Annotated in this window: 19 protein-coding genes; 5 read left to right on the top strand and 14 right to left on the bottom strand. The window is 54.0% G+C overall.

Features of this window, described 5'->3' with window-relative positions:
* Positions 1-89 precede the first annotated feature (89 nt).
* On the bottom strand, positions 90-1,349 hold the full coding sequence (locus tag MVC73_RS03285) for a TIGR00375 family protein (RefSeq protein ID WP_297506815.1): 1,260 nt from the start codon (positions 1,347-1,349) through the stop codon (positions 90-92).
* Between the two features lie 9 nt (positions 1,350-1,358).
* A complete protein-coding gene (locus MVC73_RS03290; RefSeq protein WP_297506817.1) occupies positions 1,359-3,077 on the bottom strand; it encodes a chloride channel protein in 1,719 nt (572 codons plus the stop codon).
* Between the two features lie 78 nt (positions 3,078-3,155).
* Here MVC73_RS03290 and MVC73_RS03295 point away from each other — a divergent pair, with 78 nt between their 5' ends.
* Complete coding sequence (locus MVC73_RS03295) at positions 3,156-3,626, top strand: hypothetical protein (protein ID WP_297506908.1); 471 nt, start codon at positions 3,156-3,158, stop codon at positions 3,624-3,626.
* Positions 3,627-3,638: 12 nt separating this feature from the next.
* Here the strand turns inward: MVC73_RS03295 and MVC73_RS03300 are convergent, their stop codons facing one another.
* The 10 genes from MVC73_RS03300 to MVC73_RS03345 form a co-directional block, all read right to left on the bottom strand.
* Positions 3,639-4,955: a cation:proton antiporter gene (locus MVC73_RS03300; protein WP_297506819.1), complete on the bottom strand. Its 1,317-nt coding sequence runs from the start codon at positions 4,953-4,955 to the stop codon at positions 3,639-3,641.
* Positions 4,943-5,437 (bottom strand): CBS domain-containing protein, encoded by a 495-nt coding sequence (locus MVC73_RS03305; RefSeq protein ID WP_297506910.1) that lies wholly within the window; start codon positions 5,435-5,437, stop codon positions 4,943-4,945. The genes MVC73_RS03300 and MVC73_RS03305 overlap by 13 nt, the downstream gene beginning before the upstream one ends.
* A gap of 133 nt (positions 5,438-5,570) precedes the next feature.
* Positions 5,571-6,431 carry an agmatinase gene (speB, locus tag MVC73_RS03310; RefSeq protein ID WP_297506821.1) on the bottom strand — a complete coding sequence of 287 codons (861 nt, stop codon included), beginning with the start codon at positions 6,429-6,431 and terminating at the stop codon, positions 5,571-5,573.
* A 44-nt stretch (positions 6,432-6,475) separates the two neighbouring features.
* The gene (locus tag MVC73_RS03315; protein WP_297506823.1) at positions 6,476-6,925 is read right to left on the bottom strand and encodes a universal stress protein; all 450 of its coding nucleotides are present in this window, start codon (positions 6,923-6,925) and stop codon (positions 6,476-6,478) included.
* Between the two features lie 9 nt (positions 6,926-6,934).
* On the bottom strand, positions 6,935-8,215 hold the full coding sequence (locus MVC73_RS03320) for an ArsB/NhaD family transporter (protein ID WP_297506825.1): 1,281 nt from the start codon (positions 8,213-8,215) through the stop codon (positions 6,935-6,937).
* A gap of 17 nt (positions 8,216-8,232) precedes the next feature.
* Entirely contained in the window at positions 8,233-8,778 is a 546-nt protein-coding gene (locus MVC73_RS03325) for a universal stress protein (protein WP_297506827.1), read from the bottom strand.
* Between the two features lie 84 nt (positions 8,779-8,862).
* Entirely contained in the window at positions 8,863-9,273 is a 411-nt protein-coding gene (locus tag MVC73_RS03330) for a translation initiation factor IF-5A (RefSeq protein ID WP_297506829.1), read from the bottom strand.
* Positions 9,274-9,338: 65 nt separating this feature from the next.
* On the bottom strand, positions 9,339-10,715 hold the full coding sequence (locus tag MVC73_RS03335) for a sodium-dependent transporter (protein ID WP_297506912.1): 1,377 nt from the start codon (positions 10,713-10,715) through the stop codon (positions 9,339-9,341).
* Between the two features lie 86 nt (positions 10,716-10,801).
* Positions 10,802-11,461 carry a 16S rRNA methyltransferase gene (locus tag MVC73_RS03340; RefSeq protein WP_297506831.1) on the bottom strand — a complete coding sequence of 220 codons (660 nt, stop codon included), beginning with the start codon at positions 11,459-11,461 and terminating at the stop codon, positions 10,802-10,804.
* The gene (locus MVC73_RS03345) at positions 11,439-12,527 is read right to left on the bottom strand and encodes a saccharopine dehydrogenase family protein (protein WP_297506833.1); all 1,089 of its coding nucleotides are present in this window, start codon (positions 12,525-12,527) and stop codon (positions 11,439-11,441) included. Before MVC73_RS03345 ends, MVC73_RS03340 begins: the two co-directional genes overlap by 23 nt.
* A 76-nt stretch (positions 12,528-12,603) precedes the next feature.
* On the opposite strand from MVC73_RS03345, the gene MVC73_RS03350 reads away from it, so the two are divergent.
* Positions 12,604-13,176 (top strand): metallophosphoesterase, encoded by a 573-nt coding sequence (locus MVC73_RS03350; protein ID WP_297506835.1) that lies wholly within the window; start codon positions 12,604-12,606, stop codon positions 13,174-13,176.
* The gene (locus MVC73_RS03355; RefSeq protein ID WP_297506837.1) at positions 13,176-14,150 is read left to right on the top strand and encodes a hypothetical protein; all 975 of its coding nucleotides are present in this window, start codon (positions 13,176-13,178) and stop codon (positions 14,148-14,150) included. Before MVC73_RS03350 ends, MVC73_RS03355 begins: the two co-directional genes overlap by 1 nt.
* 1 nt (position 14,151) lies before the next feature.
* Here MVC73_RS03355 and MVC73_RS03360 read toward each other — a convergent pair whose 3' ends face one another.
* Both MVC73_RS03360 and argF read right to left on the bottom strand, forming a co-directional pair.
* Positions 14,152-15,081, bottom strand: coding sequence for an RsmB/NOP family class I SAM-dependent RNA methyltransferase (locus MVC73_RS03360; protein WP_297506839.1), 930 nt, complete (start codon positions 15,079-15,081; stop codon positions 14,152-14,154).
* Between the two features lie 78 nt (positions 15,082-15,159).
* On the bottom strand, positions 15,160-16,107 hold the full coding sequence (argF, locus tag MVC73_RS03365) for an ornithine carbamoyltransferase (protein WP_297506914.1): 948 nt from the start codon (positions 16,105-16,107) through the stop codon (positions 15,160-15,162).
* Between the two features lie 241 nt (positions 16,108-16,348).
* Between argF and thyX the strand changes: the two genes are divergently transcribed.
* Both thyX and MVC73_RS03375 read left to right on the top strand, forming a co-directional pair.
* Positions 16,349-17,098 carry an FAD-dependent thymidylate synthase gene (gene thyX, locus MVC73_RS03370; protein ID WP_297506841.1) on the top strand — a complete coding sequence of 250 codons (750 nt, stop codon included), beginning with the start codon at positions 16,349-16,351 and terminating at the stop codon, positions 17,096-17,098.
* A gap of 46 nt (positions 17,099-17,144) precedes the next feature.
* Positions 17,145-17,831, top strand: coding sequence for a hypothetical protein (locus MVC73_RS03375; protein WP_297506843.1), 687 nt, complete (start codon positions 17,145-17,147; stop codon positions 17,829-17,831).
* Positions 17,832-18,134: the final 303 nt, after the last annotated feature.

Consider the following 18,134-nt stretch of genomic DNA (forward strand, 5'->3'; position numbering starts at 1 on the left):
CTTGCTAATTTTAACAGGCAACTTCTTAAAAATCTTGCCAATTATATCCAGCAACTTTTGTCAAATTTTGCCACTCATATCCGGCAACTCTACTTAGCTCCCAAGAAGTCCGTTATGCTCCTCTGTTTTGGTCTTTCTTCCTCCGGAAGCTCGACCTCAACGCTCTCCAGCTCGTCGATGCTTGCTTTTCTGATTTCCTCGGGCAGTCTTATCTCCCCGTATTTTCCGCCACCGCCGGGGATGATTATCAGCTTTTCGTTCCTGTAAGCCCAGATAGCCTTTGCAACCTCCTCGTGAACACCTGCCAGAGCCTCGACCGGAACGTCAACGAGAACCCTTATCTCGCTCCCGAACTCCCGCAAAAAGCGCTCCCATACAATCCTCACCGCCTTCGTCTCAACGCCCTTTCCGATCACCATCGCTATTATCTCCGCGAGGGGGGCGAGGTGTATGTATGGGGGCCTGTCCTTCGGCCTCTCGTCAGTATCGGCAAGCTCAAGGATTCTGTCCCTTACGCCCTTCTTTATCCTGCCTCCACACTTTGGACACTTCCAGTGGAAGGCCTTTGCCTCCTCAAGGCTGTACTTCGTGTGGCAACGGGAGCAGGCCGTCAGGTGGTACTTACCCAAACGAGGATCGAGACCCGCGTTGAGCACTATCTTCCTCCCACCGCGCTTCAGGATCGCCTTCCTGATTTCTTCAAAGGTTGTATCCTCCACCTCAAAGCGGTTGAACTCCCTGCCCAACCGGTGGGGCATCGGTGAGTGGGCGTCGCTGTTGCTGAGGTAGGTGAGCCTGTGGTGAGCTTTGATTTTGTCGGCCATCTCGGAGTCAGCTGAAAGGCCAAGCTCAAGGAAGTGGATTTTTGCGTTGCCGTAGGCTTCTTTCAGGGAGTCGTATTCCTTGTAAAGGCTCGTCCATGGAGTGAAGGCGTGGGCCGGGCCTATCAGGACGTCTAGCTCGTTCGCTAAGTCTGCTATCTCTCCAGCTGAGAGGCTCAGGTGTGGCCTTCCTTCCGTCTCAATATCGCTCGAATAGGGCATCAGCCTTTCCCGCATCTCGCGGACGGTTTCTATGTCTGGAAAAATTAAGACGTGGTGAACCCTTCTTCTGTCTTCAACCTCCGTCGTGAGGAGAAACCTGATTTCGTTTCTCTCGTAGGTCCCCTCGTCAACTCTTTCGGTGTATTTGAGGAGCTCACTCTCCCACTTTGGGTTCAGTATGTCTCCTGTTCCCACCAAGCCAAGACCCTTGAAGCGCGCGTTTTCAGCCAAGTTGGGAATCGTCATGGCCCTTGAAACCGCTTTGGAGTAGCGGGAGTGAATGTGAAGGTCAGCATCAACCTGCATGGAACCACCTCATTCTATGTACATGCCCTCCAGTCCGCGGTAGTAGGCGCGGTATATGTCCCTTTTGGTAACCACGCCCACGAGCTTTCTGCTCTCCGGACTCTCTAGGACGGGCAGGAGGTTCTGGTCGTAGGCCATCAGCTTTTCGAGGGCATCTTGAGCAGTCTCGGTTGGATAGGTAACCCCATAGGCCCTCTTGAGGAAGCGCCTGACCTTAAGCCTCTTCATCGAGCTGGCTCTCTTGAGGATGTCCTTGACGCCGATGACTCCAATGACCTCCATCCTCTCGTTAACAACCGGGAAGCAGTCATGGCCGGTTTCAGCTATCAGGTGCTCCACCTCAAAGAGCGTCATGTCAGCGGTGACATAAACAGGGTTTTTGGTCATTATCTCTCCTACCGAGATGGTCTCAAGGATGACCGGCTTCCCGGTCTTTATGTGGTAGCCCTTCCTCGTGAGCTTCATGGTGTAAACTGAATCGCCCCTCAGGAATAGCCTCGCACTCAGGAAGCCCATGGTCGCGGAGGTCATGACGGCGGGTAAAACAGCGTAGCTCTTCGTAAGCTCCGTCACCATGAGAATCTGGGTTATCGGTGCCTGCGTCATCCCGCTGAAGAAAGCTGCCATTCCCGCCAGAGCGTAAACCGTTGGATTAACGTGGAGGGACGGGAGGAGAAGGTTTAGCATTTCACCAAAAGACGCCCCAAACATTGTCCCTATGTAGAGGCTCGGCGCAAAGATTCCACCGCTCTGGCCCGAGCCTATCGTCAGGGCAGTCGCCAGCATCTTGGCGAGTGCCAAAGTTAAGAGAAGACCTATCCCGAGCTTTCCGTAGAAGGCCAGTCTCATGCCTTCATAGCCTATTCCAAAGACGCCGTAGCCGGGAAGGAGAAAGCCTATTAGACCAACTCCCAGTCCGCCGAGGAAAGGCTTGGCCCATTCCGGAATCCTCGAAGCCGAGAACCTGTCGAAGACATCGTAGAGAAAGCGGGCGTAGAAAGCCGCGAGAACGCCGAGGATTGTCCCGAGGAGAAAGAAGAACGGGAGCTCCACAAGGGTGTGCCCGAGGTTGGCCGGTATCTCAACCTCAAAGGCCCTTTTGAGGAGCGCCAGAGTTACGGCGTTGCCGGTTATAGCCGAGAGAAATATCGGGACGAGGTTTATCGAGAAAGCTCCCATGTAAACAACTTCCAGGGCGAACATCGCCCCGGCTAAGGGGGTGTTGAAGGTTCCCGCTATTCCAGCGGCCAAACCGCAGGTGACGAGGAGCTTCTTCATCTCCCTTGAGAGGCCGAACCACTTGGCGAAGAGTGACGTTAAGGAAGCCCCGATGAAGCCTATCGGCCCCTCCCTGCCCGCGCTCCCGCCGGAGCCTATCGTTATCGAGGTCGCCACTATCTTGGCTATGGTAAAGCTCCCGGGGATGTTCCCTCCCTTGAAGATGACCGCCTCTATCACCTCTGGGATACCGTTGCCCTTGATTTCGGGATACCACAGGACTATGAAGCCGACGATGAGGGCTCCGGTTGCGGGAAGAAGGATGTAGCCGAGGTTAAAGCCTCCAATTTGGAGAGTTACGAGGGGCAGGAGCTTACCAAAGAAGAACCCGTGGATGACCGCTATGAGGAACCTGAAAACCACGGCCCCAAGCCCACCGATTAGGCCTGCTAGGAAGGAGAAGACGAGGACTTCAGTCCATTTTCTGACGTAGTGCTTTTCCCAGGCCAAAGTGGTTTCCCCGATTAGCTATGGTGGGGAATACTTAAGCTTTTATACCCGGCCTTTCAATGGATAGCGGTGAACGCTATGAAGGTTGAAGGATTCGTTGCCTCGCTTAGGAACGCTGAAACAATCGGCGAGCTGTTCAAGATACTGGCCGAAAAAGGCGCTCCGGTGATTGAGCTAGACGGCCAGAGGTTCTTGATAGTCGTTGAAGGCGACTTCGAGGGGAGGAAGTTCTGGACCGAGATAAACGGCGAGAGGGCGAACCAGGTCCTTGGGGATGCAATGCTCAACTCCTCAAGCTTCCCCTTCAAGTGCAGGAAACCCTACACTGGGGGAAACGTCATCTTCGTGAACTTCGACGACATCGAGGTTGAGAGGTTCCTCGTTGCCTATCGCGACCCGGACTACGGGATTTTCTACCTCGTCGAGAACGGGGAAGCCAAGGAGATAACGAAGGAAGAATACGAAAAGCTGATTCCAGAGATGCCGGAGTTCAAAATAAAAAGCATGAGCGACGAGCAGATGGACATGATGGGGGCCTTCTTCGGATGAAGAAAGAGGGGCTCAGCGCCCCTTGAGTTCCTTTATCTTCTCCTTTGTCTCTTGGACTTGCCTTATCTTTTTCTCCGCCCTTTCCCTCTTTGCCTTCTCTATCTCCACCTTGAAGGCCCACTTGAGGAGCGGTGGAGTTATCAGGACGGAGACCGTTATGAATATCAGCGTCGCCGCTATGAACTCGGGGGCGTCTTTCGCCGGAATCGCCCCACCCTGTATGGCGACCATCAGGTCTACCAAAGCCACCTCAGTCCTAGGAACTGAGCCTATGCCCATCTGGAGGGACATCCAGAAGTTCTCCCTCGTGAAGAGGAAGTCCCTTCCCCTACCCCATGCCGTTATCCACGCTCCAAAGCCCCTTCCTATTATCTTTCCTACCACCGCTATTAGGCTCATCACGGTCGCGAGGACGAGGGCGTTCCTGTGCTCGAAGACCGTGAGGTTGAGCATGGCCCCGGTGTGGACGAAGAAGAACGGTATCAGCAGGCCGTAGCCTATAGCTCTTACATCGTCCATGAGGCGCTTTCCTTCGGGGAGCTTTGAGAGGACTAGACCCATCATGAAGGCTCCTTCGATGGCAGCAGCAAACCAGCCCTCGGCCAAAGCCGCGAAGAGGAACATCATTCCAAGGGCCATCCCTAGAATACCTTTCTCAACGTGAAGCCTTTCGGCGAATTTGATGTAGTAGTCAACGAGGTACCACCAGATTACACCCGTGATGATGAAAAACGCCACTATCTTGACCGTCAGGTTGAGAAGACCCCCTGTTCCGACGGCGAAGATGACGAGGGCTATGCCGAGGAAGTCGTCCATGACGCTTGCACTCAGCGAAGCCGCTCCAACCTCGCTCTTGAGCACACCGAGGTCCATCATGACGCGAACGGTGAGGCCTATACTTGTGGCGGTGAGGAGGACTCCCCCCGCGAAGGCCTCCCTGCTGGGGTAGCCCATGGCCATAAGCGCGAACCAGGCCATAATCAGCGGAACGAAGACTCCCAAAACAGTTGAGACCGTCGCGGTAACGCCGGTCTTCTTGAGCTGTTCGATATCGGTATCGAGGGCACCCAGAAAGAGCAGGAAGATTATGCCGAGTTTTGCCAGAAACTCAGATATCTGGGTTATATCGGTGGTAAAGCCCTGTCCGGTGACTATCGGTAGGTACTGGGGAGAGACTATGCCGAAGTAGACGAGGTTTCCGAGGATCATTCCCATTATCAGCTCTCCGAGGACGCCGGGGAGCTCGAAGCGCTCTATCATGCTGTCCCCTATTTTAGCCAGAATGAGGGCGATGCCTATCGTTGCAAGAAGCCACGTCACAGTTTCCATTGGGCACCACCCACCTTCATCAGTCTTAGGAGTTCGTCTATCAGTATCCTGAGGCTGACCTCACCGACGAGCTTCTCCCCCTCAACGACAGCCAGAACCTGCATCCTGTATTTCCTCATCTTCATGAGTGCATCGAGCACCGTGGCGTCCTCCTCTATCGTGAGGGGATTTCTCTCGGCAACGTCTCCGGCCTTAGTCGCACCTCCGAGGAGGGACTTCATGGTTCTTCCTGTCATGCCGAGCCTGAACCTGTGGGCCTCCGGCGGAAGGAGGATATCTATGACGTCGAGATACCTGATGACACCCACCAGCTTCATGCTCTCCCTGTCCTCAACGACCCAGACGTGGTGTCTCGTCCTGAGTATCTTGAGGACGTTGATGACCTCGGCGTCTTTCTCAACAACGGGCATCCTCTCTGGCTTTGGCATGAGGTCCTTAATCTTCATCGAGTGGAAGGTTTCGAGGGCTTCCCCTATGTCCATACTCCTCACCCTGAAAAAAATGCCTCTCCTTGGTATTTAAGATTTTGTGAGGAAGATTGTGCACCGGGGAGAGTTTTAGAACATTGTACTAACTCTTTTTCAGGTTTTGGGAAAAAAGGTGGGAATTTGGGAGTCACTTCCTTGCCATTGCCCCTATGGAGTAGAAAAGTAGCTTTGCGGCGGTTAAAGCTGTGGGGTCTCCGAGCCTCTCACCGGCGACCTCCATAATGTCAAGCCCGGCAACCCTCTTGTTCTCCGTGAGCCACTCAACTGCCCTTACAACGTCCCAGAAGTCCAGACCCCCGGCCTCCGGGGTCCCTGTGGAGGGGACAAGGGAAAGGTCGAAGACGTCGATGTCCACCGAGAGGTAGACCGGCTCAGGGAGGGTTTCAACGAGGTCAACGAAGGCATCGAAGCTGTAGTCCCTCGCGTGCACCCACCTTATCCCCTTCTCCTCGGCGTAGTTCACCTCCTCCCTAGTACCGCTCCTTATCCCAAACATCGCCTCCTCGACGCCGAGCTCGCTTATCCTCCTCGCAACGCAGGCGTGGCTGTAGGGGTTGTCCTCATAGGAATCCCTTAAATCGAGGTGAGCATCGAAGACCACGTAGCTTTTTGGCCTTAGGGCCTCAACAGCTCCAAGAGTTTGAGAGTGCTCCCCTCCGAGGAGTACTGGAACCGCCCCCGGATTCTTCATCTTGAGCTCCTCTAGGGTCTCCCGAACCCTGTCGGCAGTTCTCCTTGGGTCTCCGGCAACAACTGCGATGTCCCCGATGTCGGCAATCGGCACCTCTGTGAGGTCGATGTCGTAGTCGAGGATGTAACTCTCAAGGTTTAGCGTGGCGTGCCTTATGAGCGTCGGTCCGAAGCGAGCTCCAGCCTTGTAGCTCGTTGTCCCGTCGAAGGGAACCCCGATGATTACGAAGCGTGCCTTCTCGGGCTCGGTTAGGGGGAACTCAAGTCTAAGGCTATCATAAGTGTAGAGGAACTCCATGTCATCACCGGGCAAAAAAAGGAGGGAGGGGTTTTAAAGTTAGCTCACCGGACTATCATCACCGGCGGTTTTATGTAGCCGACCACATCCTCAAGGATTGAGCCTATCCTCGTCTTCCCGCTCTTCCCATAGGCACCCATGACGACGAGGGAATACTTTCCTGAGTTTGCCTCCTGGAGGATTAAGTCCTTTGCGGGGCCTTCCGCTATCTTGAACGAGCAGTTGATGCCCTCCTTTCTTCCGAGCTCCAGGAGGCTCGTGAGGAGCTCCTTTACCCCCTTCTTGTTCTCCCTCCACAGGGTCTCCTCGAAGCGCTGTATTTCCTCCAAGCTACCGCTCCTCACGCTCGCGTGGAACGCTATCGCCCTTATCTCCCGCCTGTCGAGGACGGAGAAGAGAACTACCTTCGCATTCCTTGGCTTCGCCACCGCAAAGGCGTGGAGAGCCGCTTTTTGACTCCACTTCGAGCCGTCAATAAGTACGAGTATCCTCATGCTACCACCTCACAGCACAGCATACCTGAGCCATATGAGCAGGCTCCCGACTGCCACGGTCGAGGACATAACTGTTAGACCGACCTTCAGGAAGTCCCCGAAGGTTATCCTTATACCTTCCCTGTATGCTATTCCTATGACCACGACGTTGGCGCTCGCTCCAATGGCCGTTCCGTTGCCACCTAAGCAAGCTCCGAGGGAGAGCGCCCACCAGAGGGGGTAGGTGTTGAAGCTTGTCCCCATGGCCTTTATCAGGGGTATCATCGTAGCGGTCAGAGGGATGTTGTCGACGACCGCGCTCGAAACTGCCGAGAACCATGCTATTGTGAATATCGCCTCGCTCTCCGTGTGGATTACGCCGGTCATCCAGCGGGCGACTGCGTCTATTATCCCTGTCTCCACCAGCGAGCCGACGATTATGAAGAGGGCCCCGAAGAAGAACAGGGTCGCCCACTCGACCTTTTCGAGGGCCTGCTCCGGAGATGCTCCAGACCACAGGAGCAGGATTGAGGCACCGGTCAGCGCTATAACGGCCGGCTCCACTCCAAGCTTGTCGTGGAAGAAGAAGCCCACTATTACAAGTCCAATGACGATGAGGGACTTCCTGAAGAGCTTCCTGTCCCTTATGGCATCGTTTTCGTTCATCTCCATTATCATGTTCCTTATTGCCTCCTCCCTTCCGGGGCTGACCTTAATGGCACCCCTGTAGGCGAGGTAGATAACGGCGATTGTGACGAAGAGGTCGAGGAAGGCTATCGGCGTCATGTTCGCTATGAACTCGTTGAAGCTTAACCCCGCCGCCGAGCCTATCATTATGTTCGGCGGGTCTCCAATGAGGGTTGCCGTTCCGCCTATGTTGGACGCAAACACCTCGGAGAGGAGGAAGGGAACCGGGTTTACATCCATCCTCTTGGTTATGTAGAGAAGCATGGGAGTTAGCAGGAGAACCGTAGTGACGTTGTCGAGGAAGGCGCTGACGACTGCCGTAACGACCGAGAAGAACAGTAGAACGCGCATCGGGTTTCCCTTTGAGAACTTCGCGGTCTTTATGGCTATGTACTCGAAGAGCCCGCTCTCCTTGGCTATGTTGACAACGACCATCATTCCCGCCAGGAGCAGTATTGTGTCTAGGTCGAGGTATTCAGGGACCTTTTCCCAGGGAACTACGTTGGTTATGAGCACGACGGACGCTCCGACCATCGCCGCCACAGTCCTGTGGAGCTTCTCCGTCATTATGAAGGCGTACGTCCCGAGGAACACGGAGAGTGCTATGATTTCTGGAGCGTTCACTGAAATCACCTCCGGTTTCAGTAAACTATGACAGGCTTCTCAACCCTCTGAACTATCCTGAACACGAGGGGGCTTATGTTGTGAGTTTTCAGACTCTCGGAGCCGAAATGCCTCGATATCGCGAGGAGGTCGTGTTCTTTAGCACTCTCCTCGACGAAAAGGGCTTTCTCCTCAAAGATTAGCTCTATGGTGAAGTCCATTCCAAGTTCGTGAAGCTTTCTTGAGACCTTCCCAAGGGCTTCCCTTCCGAGGGCTTCCTCCCTCTCCCTGAACTTTCTCGCTTCTTCCTCGCTTAGCGTTTCCCTTATGAGGGTGCAGAGAGCCATGTCTATGACGTAAACCACCCTGACCATTGCACTCGGGTATGAAACAAGAACCTCGTAGAGTTCCTCGGGTGGCTCCGGAGAGAACCTGTCGATTGCGAGGAGAATCGATGATATCACGGGTATCTTCATTTCCTCCTCAGTCAGGAAGAACTCCTGATAGGCCTTGATAATCTCCTCGTAGCGCGAACCTGCAATGTTCTGGAACTTCCTGAGTATAAGCTCACCGAAGTTTACCATCTCAACCCCCGGCAGGGGGCTCAAAAAACAGCTTATATAAGTTGCGTTTCAGGAATAAACCAAAAAGGGACGAATATAGAAGGCTCACTCGCCCCTGACCTTCATTATCTTTATCCTTCCGAGGGTCTCCCAGTACTCGACGGTTATGCCCTCGGTGAGCTGGTCTTTGACATCGTCCTCGACGCCGGTCTCTATCGGAACGTCGAAGGTCTCGTAGGTCTCCATGTCCATGAGCTGGACGGTGTCGGGCGTTATGGCTATAATCTGGCCGACGCGCTTGTCGATTATGGGAACCTCGACTTCAGCGCTCGTCGGTTTGACAATGCTCCTGACCTTCCTGTCGAAGACTCCAACGGCCTCAATCCTGGCCTTTGCAGAGCCGTGCTTTCCGGGTGAGGAAACGGTTATGTTGACTATTCTGCAGGGCTCCCCGTCGATGATGATGTACCTTCCGGGCTTGAGCTTGCTGACCTGAACCTTGGTCTTGTCTCCCATTTTCCATACCTCCGTTTAAGCGTTCTCTTTGAGGTTGGGAAAGGCGTTTAAAAAATTTTTGAAAGTCAGCGCCGGGACTTCAGGAGGACGCTGTTCATAAAGGCCGGCACGAAAAGGACCAGGCCTATAATCGCCCCGAGCTTCGCAGCTGTTGAAGTGTTTAGGAGGGCGTAGTAGAGGGTGCCTATACCGACGAGTATCAGGAAGCCTATTGAAACTCCCACAAGCCCCTTGTTGGCCGTCAGCTCAGATGAAAAGAGTGGATAAGCCTCCAGTGCCGACACCAGCGCCGCGACGCTGAAGGGGACGAAGAGGAACATCACCCTGACGGACTGGAGGGCCATTGCGCCCGCTATGACTATGGCTATGAGTGTCACAACTGTCAGACCAGACTTTCTGCCGAGTTGCATTACCTCGGAGAGCATCTGGCTGCCCATCTCCATGAGGACTATAAGCGTTGTCAGCCCCGCGAAGTAGAGGGATAAGACTAGGAGGTAGATTATCTTGGTTGCCCCGGGAACTCCCTTCAGGATTCTCGGAATGGTGAAGAACACCTTTATTGAGTCCTGTACTGGAGTTGTGCTGTTGGTGGCGTAGCTCTGGAGTGCCTGGAACTGGGTGTATAGTTTCAAGCTCTCCTCCGGTGAGATGTTGATGTTGTGGACGCTCTTCTCAAAGGCCTGGAAGGCCGGTCCCATAGAGTAGGCCATCGTGTAAGCAGCTGCAAAGCTGAGTATCAGCTGGAGGAAGAAGACGCCCAAGAGAACCCTCTTGAAGTCAAGGTCTTCGGGCGAGAAGCTACCTATGACGTAGTAAACTCCCGCACCGAGACCGAAGGCTATGATGACCGATGCCGTTAGCATCGTCAGTCCCTGAACCGTGAAGTTTCCTCCGAAGGAGGTTATTGCGCTGACGGCCTGCTGCATGTAGAACTTGGCCTGCTCCGAGGTGACCGTCTTAAGTGCCTGCTCGCGGACGAGGTAGGCCGAGGCGAGGGTGAAGATTATCATGAGCACTGAAATTCCCGAGATGAACTCCAGGACCCTTCCCTTTGCGAGGAGAAGCAGGAGCACCGTGAGGAGCAGTGTTAGTATGGCCAGCAGTGTAACGTAAGAAGTATCCCAGCCGAAGATGTATATGAGGCCCCATGAGGAGAGATAGGCAGTGAGGCCGAGCATTATCAGGAGGAACATCAACAGAGTGAATATGAACGCCGGAGTTCTTGCGACTTTGAAGAACAGCTCGTATATCAGGTAGCGCGTCCTCTTCGTGCTCTCCGCCTCGCTGTATATCAGGAACATGGCCACTAGGACTGGAACCAGCGAAACCACTAGTCCCTTGAGGCCGAAGACTATAAAGTACTTGGGCAGTATCAGGAAGTTCCATATTCCCAGTATGTATCCCGTTATAAGCAGAGCCATCAACACGCTGACCTTTCTCATTTTCACCACCCTTCACGGTTGAAACAGTAGCAAAGATGTTCGAAACCAAATGTAGAATAACAGGATTATATAGATAACGTTTTTGGTCAGAGCATGGAGAACTCGAAGGCAACTATCACCTCGTTGACCACCGTCCAGGCCATCAGGGGTTCGCGGTAGAGGCTTATCTTCCTTCCCTCGATCTTACTCCTGAAATCACCGTGCGGGAATCCACCCACGATAACGACCGGGTCGCTGAGTTCCGCCAGAACTTTCCCAAAGTCCCTGGGCTTCATGAGTTCTCCACCCTCGTGCATCACGAAGACCCCATCGGGGTTTATCTCCCTAACAAGCTCTTCGAGGGTTTTCTCCTCAATCCTTAGCAGTTCAAGGTTCTCTGGGACGGCCCGCTTTTTGAACAGGCTCTCCATCAGACCGAGGAAGCGGTTGTAGTTCCTCGGTAGCCTCGTCTCGGGCTTTATGTAGATGACCTCGTCGTTCCTCGTGTGAACGTAAACCCTGAGCAGGCCCTCCTTGTTGGCTATGCTTTCGAGGGCGTTGAGGAGGCAGAGGTGGACTATGTCAGGCCTACCACGCCTCTCCCCGTCTTCGAGCTTCCTCAGGACGGAATGGTGGTAGGTGGAGTCCAGTATTACCTCTTCTGGTTTCTTTCCCCTCCTCCTCGCGTAGTTGACGACCGCCGGATGCTCCGCTATCGACTTTGGCACGAGCTCCAGTTCCGAGTCAGCTATTATCAGGTGAAGCATTCTCCCACCTCTCAACGCTTATTTCCCTCTCCTTTAATCCCTCCATAATCCTGGTGTAGGTGTCTATCCTCATCCCGAGTATCTCCGGTGGAATAACCCCATAAATACAGCTCTGCTCAGCCACGAGTCTCGCTATAATCGAGGCCGTGAAGCCCGTAACGCGGGCCATCGAGGTAAAGCCGTCTCGCTCCTCGTCGTAGAGGAGATAGCCAATCTCCTTTGGCTCCCCCTCAATGGTTCCCCTTCCAAAGACCTTCATTATCGTGAAGTCAGGGCTCTCGTAGGTCATCAGCGGGGTTATCACCTCAAGGGTCTTGTCAACATGCTCAGGCCTGAAAAAGCCGAGTTCTCTGAGAACCTTCATCTTCTCAAGGTGCCCCGGCCAGCGGAGCGTCCATTCCTCAAGTTTCTCGGTCCTGACGCTCTCAAGTAAGCTCCTTAGACCGTCGCTCAGGAACGCCTCAAACTCCATCCCCCTCAGCTTAACCCGCTCAATTCTCTCGAAGGGGTCAACGGCCTTAACTTCACCGTCCCGTATGACCCTCGCCGGTCTAGTGTATTCTTCAATTAGGTCTTTAGGTGACCATGTAATTCTGTAGTAGAGTGGTGGCCTCGGCTCCTTCGGAAGGCCTCCGACGTAGATGCGACCCTCGCTCATGTCGTCCAGCTCATGCCATATTCTGCCCATGAGGATGTGGCTCAGCCCCGGGGCAAAGCCCGCGTCCACTATAATCGTAACCTTTGCCTTTTCAGCATCGTCCCTGAGCTCAAGGGGGTTCCCGGGCATAAAGGAGATGTCAACCATGTCAACGCCGGCCTTTATCGAGGCCTTAACAACCCTGTAGCCAAAGCGGCCGGGTAGTGCATCAACGGCGAGGTCAAAGCCCTTAAGGGCCTCAACGACTTCGTTGAAGTCCGTTGCGTCAACCCTAAGGGGTGTCGCAAAGCGCGAGACGGCCCTCAGCCTGTCCTCGCTTATGTCACCGACGTAAACCTCGAACTCATCTCGTAAGTCCCAGGCAACAGCCCTCCCAACGTTGCCAGCACCGAGGACAAGAACCTTCATCCAACCACCATAGCACGTTCCCACCGGAGTATTTAAAGCCTCCCGCGTCTAATTAGCATGTCAAGGTGCTTCCGTGATGCTGGGGTTCCTGCGAAGAAGAAGGCTCAGAAAACTCCGCTCTTCATCTGGAGAGACGCTCCTCATGCACGTAGGCGACACGCCGGAGAGCGTTTACCCCTTTCTGGGAAAGCTAATCGACGAGTTCAGTCCAGAGATTATAGTCCACACGGGGGATTTAGTTGATAACGTCAAGCTGGAGAGGAAGCCCGAGTTACTCCCCCTCTACCGGGCCGGGCTGAGGAAGCTTGCGAGAATTCTCAAGGGCTCTGGGGCTGAGCTTTACATCGTCCCGGGCAATGAGGATGAGCCAAAGTTGGTTAGGGAGTTCTTTGGGGATGCCGTCGTTGAGCCGGGCACTGTTGTGGAGATAGAAGGAGTGAAGCTGGCCCTCGGGCACACCTGGGAAGATGTTGCCGGCGTTGAGGCTGACTTCAAACTCTACGGCCACAACTTCAGGGTCATTCCAAAGGGACTAAACGCGGTCCTCGGCGTCAACTTTCTGTTCCTCCCCAGCGGAAAGGCCGTGAGGATTGATTATCCGGTTGGAACCGACACCTATAGGGGTTACAAGCTGAGGAGGGGACTTTGATGAGATTTATGCGGTTCGGGCCTTCCATAATCTTCCTCAGGACAGTCCACAGCGATGCTGTAAAGAAGGCTATAGGGGAGATATTCTCCGTTAATGAGATACCCACTGATGAGGCGATAAGGAAGAGCAGGGAGTTTGAGACGGTTCTCTTCGTTACAGAAGAATGGATAAAGAAGACCCTCCCGCCGAAGACAGGTTTCCTGATAAAGCACGGGGCACCTTACGTCATAAGCACCGTGATAAACCGAAACCTCCCGGTGGAGAGGGTTCACGTGGAGAGCACGCTGATATTCCTCCGCGTTCCCGAGAATGTCGATGAAGCCCTGAGCTTCATAGCCAAAAAGTACGGCGGAAAAGTAACCACCCTTAGAGATGCCCTCGATGAGGGCGAAGCCGGTGATACTGTAGTCGGGGTCACGAAGAAAAGGCTCAGCTCTCCGATAGGGCCTGAAGAAATAGAGGGGGCAGTTTTGATAAGACGGGGCTTCCTTCAGGTCTACCGCGAGCTCAGCATCGATGCGCCTTTGCTCCTCTTCAAGCTCCTCCCCCAGTGGAACGAGCTCACCATCAAGATATACGATACCGAAAAGCGTTACGAGGAGAACATCGAGAGGCTCATGATGGTTATCGAGGATTTAGACCTGGGCTTTGTGGTCGGAGAGGGCTGGGACTGGGATTATCCGAGGCCTTTCATGCGCGTTCCCGTTTACAAGCTCAAGCTTTTAACCTGGGAGAAGCCGGAAAAGGTCAAGTTCCTCCTCAAAGGGATTGAATACTACGGCTACAAGCGTTTGTGCGACATAGACGTCTTCGTTGAGGGCAAGAAAATCAACTGGACGTCACTCGGGAAGTTCAGTTCAAAGTTCGAGCTGGCCAAGGCAGCTAGAGAAGAGCTGGAGAAAGGGCTGAGCGAGGACGTCCTTAAAAAGCTCAGGGAAATCGAGGAAAAACTGGCTGAGGAGTCTGGGAGCTGAGTCAGAGCTTCTTTATCTTTGCAACGAAGAAACCGCTCGTTCCGTGCCTGTCTGGATAAAAGCGCCTCGCCTTCGCCATTTCCTCGCTCAGCTCGATTCCGAAGGGTTTGGTTAAGGCCGGCTCGCCGTAGCGGAGGGGCAAAAGCTCGACGTTGAAGTTGTCGAGAACCCACTGGATTACGAACTCGTTCTCCTCAGGCTCAAGGGAGCAGGTGGAGTAGACGAGGATTCCACCCTTCCTGAGGACGCTCAAACCCTTCTCAAGGAGCTTCATCTGCAAACCCTGGCAGAACTTTACATCGTCTATCGTCCTGTTGGCTTTCCTCTCCGGGTTCTTGTGTATCGTTCCCGAGCCCGTGCACGGTGCATCGAGAAGGATTTTATCGAACTCAACGCCGAGTTCGTCTATGTAGAGCGACGATTTATGGAAGAGAACCGTGTTCGTAACGCCGAGGCGCGAAAGGTTGAGCCTCGTCTCCTTTAAGCGCTCCTCGCCGACGTCGAAGGCGTAAATAATGCCCTCGTTCTCCATGAGCTGGGCGAGGTAGCTCGTCTTCCCGCCGGGAGCCGATGCCATGTCGGCGACGGTTTCTCCGGGCTTCGGTTCGAGGGCAACCGGGGGATACATTGAGCTTGCCTCCTGAATATAGAGGAGGCCGCTTAAATATTCGGGCGTGGAGGTTATTGAGAAAGGTTCCCTCGTCAGGCAGAACCCTTCCCTCGCCCAGGGAACTCGCTTGAACTGGAATCCCTTCTTGTTGAGGAGCTTTGTGAGCTTCGGCACCTCGATGCGGAGGGTGTTAACGCGGAAGCACCTCGGAAGGGGCCTTTCCATGGCCTCGGCTATTTTTAAAGCCCTCTCGCCCCAGAGCTGGTAATAGCGCTCCGCGAAGGTCTTGGAGTAGCCGAGGCTGAAGAGCTTTTCGAGCATGGTTGGGAGTTGGGGGTGGGGTTTAAAAGGTTCGCCGTTTTTGAAAGTGACCTTCAAAAGAAGATTAAAAGAGAGAAATCAGACCTTAATCCCGCCCATGATAAGGGCCATGACTGCCTTCTGGGCGTGAAGCCTGTTCTCAGCCTGGTCAAAGACGACGCTGTTCGGACTGTCTATGACGTCGTCTGTAACCTCCTCGCCCCTGTGGGCCGGGAGGCAGTGCATGAAGATGTAATCGGGTTTAGCGTGCTTTACAAGCTCCTTGTTGACTTGGAAGGGCTTGAATATCTTCCTCCTCTCCTCTGCCTCGGCCTCCTGCCCCATGCTCGCCCAGACGTCGGTGTAGATGACGTCGGCATCTTTGACGGCTTTAACCGGGTCGTGGAGGAGCTCGAAGCTTCCACCGCTCTCAGCGGCGTTCTTCTCGGCCCACTTGATGACCTTCGGGTCGGGTTCGTAGCCTTCCGGTGTGGCGACGACAACGTTTGCCCCGAGCTTTGTGCCCGCTACCATGAGTGAATGGGCAACGTTGTTTCCGTCACCGACGTAGACGACCTTGAGGCCCTGAATCCTGCCCTTCTTCTCGAGTATTGTCTGGTAGTCTGCCAAAGCCTGACATGGATGGGAGAAGTCGGAGAGGCCGTTGATGACCGGGACGCTCGCATACCTGGCGAGGTCTTCCACATCCTTGTGGGCGTAAACCCTCGCCATTATCCCGTCAACGTATCTGCTTAGAACTCTCGCCGTGTCCGCTATCGTCTCTCCCCTGCGGAGCTGTAAATCCTGGGCGTTGAGGTAGAGGCCGTAGCCACCGAGCTGATAAATGCCGACCTCAAATGAAATCCTCGTCCTCGTTGAGGGCTTCTGGAAAATCATTGCCAGGGTCTTCCCCTCAAGAACGCGTTGGGGCTTTCCAATCTTGTTCCATATCTTCATCATCTCGGCCGTCTTGAGAATCGTCTCAAGTTCCTCCCTCGTGAAGTCCTGAAGGCAGAGAACGTCCCTTCCAGCCAAACTAACCACCATGTGCATCACCGTCCAAGGCTGGGGAGGGAGTTTAATAACCCTTTCGTCGAAAAAAGCCCACTCAATTTGGAAGGTTTTGATGCCCAGTCGAGAAAAACTTTCCAAACGTAAGTTCCTAATGCCAAGACTTCAACTGCCAAGTTGCCACATTGGACCATCTCTTTGCATTCCTCTGTCGCACCTTCAAGGTTGTCCGAGAAAAGGATAATAAGCGCGAGCATGAGTTGAAGCGGTGGGGAAAATGGGCGATAAAATCCGCGTGACCCTTGTCAACTATACAAGAAAACCGCTTGAAACTGTCACATGGTCAGCACTGATAAGCTATTGGGAGGGCTGGAAAACTGAGGCCTTCGAGCGGATGACCATGAACGACGTTGAAATGCACCTCCCGAAGGTTCTCGGCTACGGCCACGAGTCGATCCTTGAGCACGCAGTCCTTACCTTTGCCATTGAGGGATGTTCTCGCGCGTGTTCGCACCAACTCGTCAGACACAGGCTCGCAAGCTATACCCAGCAGTCACAGCGTTACATAAAATTGAACCCAAGTGATGTTGAGGAAACCTTTGTAATCCCCGAGAGCGTCAAAGAAAAGCCCGAACTCTACGAAAAGTGGAAAAAGCTCATGCGGGAAGCCATTGAACTCTACGAGGAAAGCTACAGCGCGGGGATTCACCAGGAGGATGCGCGCTTCATCCTGCCTCAGGCTGTGAGGACGAAGATAGTTGTCACGATGAACCTCCGCGAGCTGAAGCACTTCCTCGGGCTGAGGGCCTGCGAGAGGGCGCAGTGGGAGATAAGGGAAGTTGCATGGAAGATGCTGGAGGAGATAGCGAAGAACGAAGAGCTTAGGCCGATAATAAAGTGGGCGAAGCTCGGGCCGAGATGCATTCAGCTCGGCTACTGTCCCGAGGGCGAGCTCATGCCAAAGGGTTGCTGGAAGAGGACGAGGGAGAAGTGGAAGGCTTTACTCGGTTCTAAACCTGAGGTTTAAGAAACCCTTTTTTACGGCTTTTCTCTAGATGAAGCGGTGAGGGAAAGTGAAAACGAAAAGCTGGGAAGTTGAAGTTTCCGCTGACTGGGAGACGCTCAGATTAATCCTCAGCGACCCCAAAAAGACCCTGCCCTTCTTCCCGTACTTCGAGGAGCTGAGAGGTGAGAGGGTTCGCTTCAAGGTGCCGAGGTTTATCTTCAACTTCGGCTACGAGTTCGAGCTTGACGTCGGCTTTGGTGAAAGGGAAGCGATATACACCTTCAGGGGGGAGCGAGGTATTCTCACCGTTACCTTCAAGATGGCTGGGGGGAAGCTCAGGGTAACGGCCAGCTGGGCGGGCTTTGGAGAGGCCATAATGGGGAAGCCGCTGGAGAACTTTGCCAAGGGAATAGCGACGGCAATCGGGGAGTTCTGCGCCTCGATGAAGTGCCCCGGTGTGAAGATTGAAGGGGAAAGCGGGCAAGTTGAGCACATAACCCCTGAAACAGCTCCTGCGTTTCTCAAGAGGCTCGCCGTCGAGCTGGGGACGGATTTCGTCGTTGAGGGGAGAGCCGAGGACGGCACTTATCTCTCGGCAAGAATAGAGAAGGGGAGGCTGAAGAGCCTCAAGGTGAAGACGGATAAGGGGGAGTCGGTTATAGAGGCCGACCTCCCGGTGGTGGAGCTCGGGAGCGAGCTCTTCGAGGGACTGCCCCTCAACAAAAAGTTCACAGTGAAGGCGGAGAAGCTTTAGGGTTTTTATCTCCTCTTCCCCCTTTTCCAAATATTGCCTGTTTTGTAGAACAAGAACCAGCGAAAATCGACTATACTCGCCTTCCTTCTCAACACCCGAAAACTTTATAAACTCTGCATGCATATGTAATATTAGAATTACATATGGAGAGGTGAAGACACATGAGGAAAAAATTGGTAGGGTTTGGATTGCTGGTGCTGGGCCTCTTTGGCCTGGTGCTCGGAGGGGCCGCTGCCTATATGGGCACCCCCGGCCCCAACCCAGCTGTAGAAGAAACCGCCCAGAAGGGCTACGCGGACTACT

This window comes from Thermococcus sp. (genome assembly GCF_027052235.1).
GTDB lineage: Archaea > Methanobacteriota_B > Thermococci > Thermococcales > Thermococcaceae > Thermococcus.